The 5,368-nt window shown below is 73.3% G+C and carries 2 pseudogenes; both read left to right on the top strand.

Annotated elements, in window-relative coordinates:
- Positions 1-1,419, top strand: a pseudogene (locus tag IG94_RS44485) (acyltransferase domain-containing protein); the annotation flags it as partial.
- Positions 1,420-1,614: 195 nt separating this feature from the next.
- Positions 1,615-5,368 (top strand): annotated as a pseudogene (locus IG94_RS44480) (SDR family NAD(P)-dependent oxidoreductase); the annotation flags it as partial.

Here is a 5,368-nt window from a genome sequence, read left to right as displayed (position 1 = left end):
GTGCTCCCCCGCACCCTGCACGTCGACGAGCCCACCCCGCACGTCGACTGGGACAGCGGAAACGTCCAACTCCTCACCGAAAACCGTGACTGGCCCGCGACCGACCGGCCGCGCCGCGCCGGCATCTCCTCCTTCGGCATCAGCGGCACCAACGCCCACATCATCATCGAGCAGGCGCCCGACCCAGAGCCCGTGACGGAAGAGGAACACTACGACGGCCCCTTCGCCTGGCTGCTCTCCGCCAAGACCGGAACCGCCCTGCGCGACCAGGCCGAACGCCTGCTGGGCCATGTCGAGGCCAACCCCGACGTGGACCCCGCGGCCGTCGCCCGCACCCTGGCCGGCCGCGCCGTCTTCGCCCACCGGGCGGGCGCCGTCGGGGCCGGAGTGGACGACCTCCGCTCCGCACTGACCGCGCTGCGGGACGGCGTCCCGGCCACGAATCTGGCACACGGCACGGAGACGCCGGGCAAGACGGTGTTCGTCTTCCCGGGGCACGGCGCGCAATGGACCGGTATGGGCCTGGACCTGATGGAGTCCTCGCCGGTCTTCGCCGAACACCTCCACGCCTGCGACGAGGCGCTGCGGCCGCACACCGGCTGGTCGTTGCTGTCGGTGCTGCGCGGCGAACCGGACGCGCCCGACCTCGACCGCATCGATGTGGTCCAGCCCGCGCTGTTCGCGCTCACGGTCGCGCTGGCGCGGGTGTGGCAGGCGCACGGCGTCCAGCCGGACGCGGTCGTCGGTCACTCCCAGGGCGAGATCGCCGCCGCGCACATCGCGGGTGCGCTGACGCTGGAGGACGCGGCGAAGATCATCGCGCTGCGCGGCCAGGTGGCCGCCACGATCGCGGGCCGCGGAGGCATGGCCGCCGTCCCGCTGCCCGTCGAGCAGGTGACCGCCGACCTGGCGCCCTACGACGGCGCGTTGTCGGTCTCGGGCGTCAACTCGCCGCGCGCCACAGTCGTGTCGGGCGACCTCGACGCCGTCGGCCGGCTCCTCGCCGCCTATCAGGCCGACGGCGTGGACGCACGGGCCGTCCCCATCGGGTACGCCTCGCACTCGACCCACGTCGAACCGCTCCGCGACCGCATGCTCGAAGCGCTCGCCCGCATCGAACCCCGGGAACCGGTCGTCCCGGTGTACACGACGGCGCGCGAGGCCGGTGACGGCGTCCGGTTCGACGCCGAGTACTGGTACGACAACCTGCGCAACCCGGTGCGCTTCCAGCGTGCGGTCGTCAGGCTGCTGGAGAGCGGGCACACCCGGTTCGTCGAGGCGGGTCCGCACCCGGTGCTGACCGCCTCGATCGAGCACACCGCCGAGGAGTCAGGCACACCGACGGTGGCGGTCGGCACGCTGCGCCGTCACCGGGGCGACCAGAACCAGCTGCTCACCTCGCTGGCCCGCGCCCACGCGCACGGCATCGACGTGGACCGGACGGCCATGCTGCCCGGGAGCCGGCCGGCGAACCTGCCGATCCCGCTGCCGACGTATCCGTTCCGGCACCGGCGCTACTGGCTGCATCCGGCGGCGGGCCCGGACCGGTCCGGGACGGCGACCGGGCACGCGCTGGTCGGTTCCGTGACCGAACTGCCCGACGACAGGGGCCACATCCTCACCGGCTCGGTGTCCACCGTGACGCACTCGTGGCTGGCGGACCACGGCATCCTGGGCACCACGCTGCTGCCGGGTGCCGCGTTCCTCGACCTGGCCCTCCGCGCGGCCGTCGAGGTCGGCGGGGACCGGATCGACGGGCTCGTCCTGGAGCGCCCTCTCGTCCTGCGGGACGACGTCCCCGTCCAGCTCCATGTGAGCGTCTCCCCGGCCGGGGACGGCGAGCAGCGGGACATCGCGATCCACTCGCGTCCCGCGGGCCGGCCCGAACAGCCGTGGACCCGGCATGCCGGAGCCGCTGTCACCGAGTCCGGCGCCGGCGTCGGCGCGGCCTGGGACGGCGGTACGGCCGCTTGGCCGCCGCCCGGGGCGACGTCCGTCGACCTGAGCGACGCCTACGACCGGCTCGGCCTCGACGGTTACGAGTACGGGCCGGTCTTCCAGGGGCTGCGGGCCGCGTGGCGGGTCGGCGACGAGGTGTTCGCCGAGATCACCCTGCCGGACGACGAGACCGCCGCGTTCCAGCGCTTCTGCGTGCATCCGGCGCTGCTGGACGCCGCGTTGCACACCGTCGTGCTCGGTCTGCTCGGCGAACGCGACGGGACCTGGCTGCCGTTCTCCTTCAGCGGGGTGTCACTCCACGCGACGGGTGCGAGCAGTCTGCGGGTGCGGCTCCGCCCGGTCGGAACGGACGAGCTCGCGCTGGACGTCGCCGACGCGACCGGGATGCCGGTCGCCACGGTCGAGTCGGTGGTACTGCGGCCGGTCGACCCCGAGCGGCTGCGTGGCGACGCCCAGGGGGCCGGCCCGCTGTACGAGCTGGGCTGGACGGCTCTCGACCTGGCGTCGACGGAGTTGCCGCAGGGTGCCGAGGTGGTCTTCGCCGAGTGCTCCGCGCCCGACGACGGTGCCGGTGCTGCCGGTGCCGGTGCCGAAGCGGTGCACCTCGTCGCCGAGCGGGCGCTGGAGCTGACCCGGCGGTGGCTGGCGGAGGAGCGGGCTGCCGCGTCCCGCCTGGTCGTCGTGACGCGGGGCGCCGTCGTCACCGGACCGGACGACCGGCTCACCGACCCGGCCGGGGCCGCCGCGTGGGGCCTGGTCCGGTCGGCGCAGTTGGAGCACCCCGGCCGTTTCGTCCTGCTGGACGTGGACGGCGACGACGCTTCCGTCCAGGCGATGGGCCCGGCGGCCGCGAGCGGCGAGCCGCAGCTCGCGATCCGCAACGGCCGGTGCCACGTGCCCCGGCTGGCCAAGACCACGGCGGCCTCCGGCGACGTCTCGGTGTCGGAGGCCTCTGGCGACATCTCGTTGTCGGAGGCCACCGGCGGCGTCCCGTTCGCCCCGGACGGCACTGTCCTCATCACCGGAGGCACCGGGACGGTCGGCGCGCGCGTCGCCCGGCATGTCGTGGCCAGGCACGGGGTTCGCCACCTGGTTCTCCTCGGGCGCCGAGGTCCCGAGGCACCCGGGGCCGAGGAACTGCGGGCGGAATTGGTCGCGCTGGGTGCCGAGGTCGTCATCGCCGCCTGTGACGTCGCCGACCGCGACGACCTCGCCCGCGTCCTGAGCGCCGACCTGCCGACGGACCGTCCGCTCTCGGCGGTCGTGCACGCCGCCGGTGTTCTGGACGACACGCTGCTGACCGGCCTGACCGCGGACCGGCTGCACACGGTGCTGCGGCCCAAGGTGGACGCGGCCTGGCATCTGCACGATCTCACCCGCGACTTGCCGCTGTCGGCGTTCGTGGTCTTCTCCTCCGCCGTCGGCACGCTCGGGGCAGCGGGCCAGGCAAACTACGCGGCGGCCAACGCGGGTCTCGACGCGCTCGCCCACCATCGCCGGTCCCTGGGACTGCCGGGCACCTCGCTCGCCTGGGGGCTCTGGGCCGACGACAGCGACATGACCGGCTCCCTCACCGAGGCACAGCGCGAGCGCCTGCACCGCCAGGGGCTGCGGCCCATGGCCGCCGAGCACGCCCTGGCCCTGTTCGACGCGGCGCTCGCCACCGGAACGCCGCACGTCGTCACCGCCGAGCTGGATCAGCGCGCCCTCCAGAACCGCGCCGCCGAGGGAGATCTGCCCCACGTGCTGAGGGGCCTGGTAAGGCAGCGACCCCGGCGCGCGGACGCGGGCGGCGCGGCGGGCGGGGGCGACCTGGCCGCACGGCTGTCCGGCCTGTCCGACGCCGAGCAGGACTCGGTGCTCATCGGCCTCGTCCGGAGTCATGTCACCGCCGTGCTCGGCCGCTCCATCGCCCTGGACGTCGCCGACGACCGGAACTTCAAGGACATGGGCTTCGACTCGCTCACCGGCGTCGAACTGCGCAACCGGCTGAACAGCGCGACCGGACTCGGCCTTTCGGCGACGATGGTGTTCGACCACCCCAGCGTCGAAGCGCTGGTGCGGGGCGGCTGGTGGCCGAGGGCACGGACGCCATCGGCGAGTTCCCGACCGACCGCGGCTGGGACCTGGACGCCCTGTACGACCCGGACCCCGACCACCCCGGTACCAGCTACACCCGCTCCGGCGGTTTCCTTTACGACGCCGGGAACTTCGACACCGAGTTCTTCGGGATCAGCCCGCGCGAGGCGCTGGCCATGGACCCGCAGCAGCGCCTGCTCCTGGAGACCGGCTGGACGGCCATCGAGAGCGCGGGCATCGACCCGCGGTCGCTGCACGGCAGCCGCACCGGAGTGTTCACGGGCGTCATGTACGACGACTACGCCTCCCGTCTCCTGCACCTGGCGCCCGAGGGCTACGAGGGCCAGCTGGGCACCGGCAGCGCGGGGAGCGTCGCGTCGGGCCGCGTGTCCTATACGTTCGGGTTGGAGGGCCCGGCCATCTCGGTGGACACGGCGTGCTCGTCGTCGCTGGTGGCCCTGCATCTGGCGGCCCAGGCCCTGCGCAACGGCGAGTGCGATCTTGCACTGGCGGGCGGCGTCACCGTCATGGCCACCCCGAGTTCCTTCGTGGAGTTCAGCCGTCAGCGGGGGCTGGCCCCGAACGGCCGGTGCAAGCCGTTCGCGGGAGCGGCCGACGGCACCATCTGGGGCGAAGGTGCCGGCCTGCTGCTGGTCGAGCGCCTGTCGGACGCCCGCCACAACGGCCACCAGATCCTCGCCGTCGTCCGCGGCTCCGCCGTAAACCAGGACGGTGCGTCCAACGGGCTCTCGGCTCCCAACGGGCCCGCCCAACAGCGGGTGATCCGCCAGGCCCTGGCCAGCGCGGGCCTGTCACCGGCCGACGTCGACGCGGTCGAGGCCCACGGCACCGGCACCACCCTCGGCGACCCCATCGAAGCCCAAGCCCTCATCGCCACCTACGGCCAGGACCGCAAAGCACCCTTGTGGCTGGGTTCCATCAAGTCCAACATCGGCCACACCCAAGCCGCCGCCGGCGTCGCCGGCATCATCAAAATGGTCCAGGCCATCCGTCACGGGCTGCTGCCCAGGACCCTGCATGTCGACGAACCGACCCCGCACGTCGACTGGGACAGCGGAAACGTCCAACTCCTCACCGAGAACCACAACTGGCCCGCCACCGACCGGCCCCGCCGCGCCGGCATCTCCTCCTTCGGCATCAGCGGAACCAACGCCCACATCATCATCGAACAAGCACCCGACCAAGGGCCCGTCACCCACGAGCCACACAGCGGTCCTGTCGCCTGGCTGCTCTCCGCCAAAACCGAACCCGCCCTGCGCGACCAAGCCACACACCTGCTCCACCACATCGAAACCCACCCGGACCTGGA

It is taken from the genome of Streptomyces olivaceus (assembly GCF_000721235.1).
Classification (GTDB): domain Bacteria; phylum Actinomycetota; class Actinomycetes; order Streptomycetales; family Streptomycetaceae; genus Streptomyces; species Streptomyces olivaceus.
Note: the sequence above shows the minus strand (reverse complement) of the source record. Positions and strands in the feature narration are given on the sequence as shown.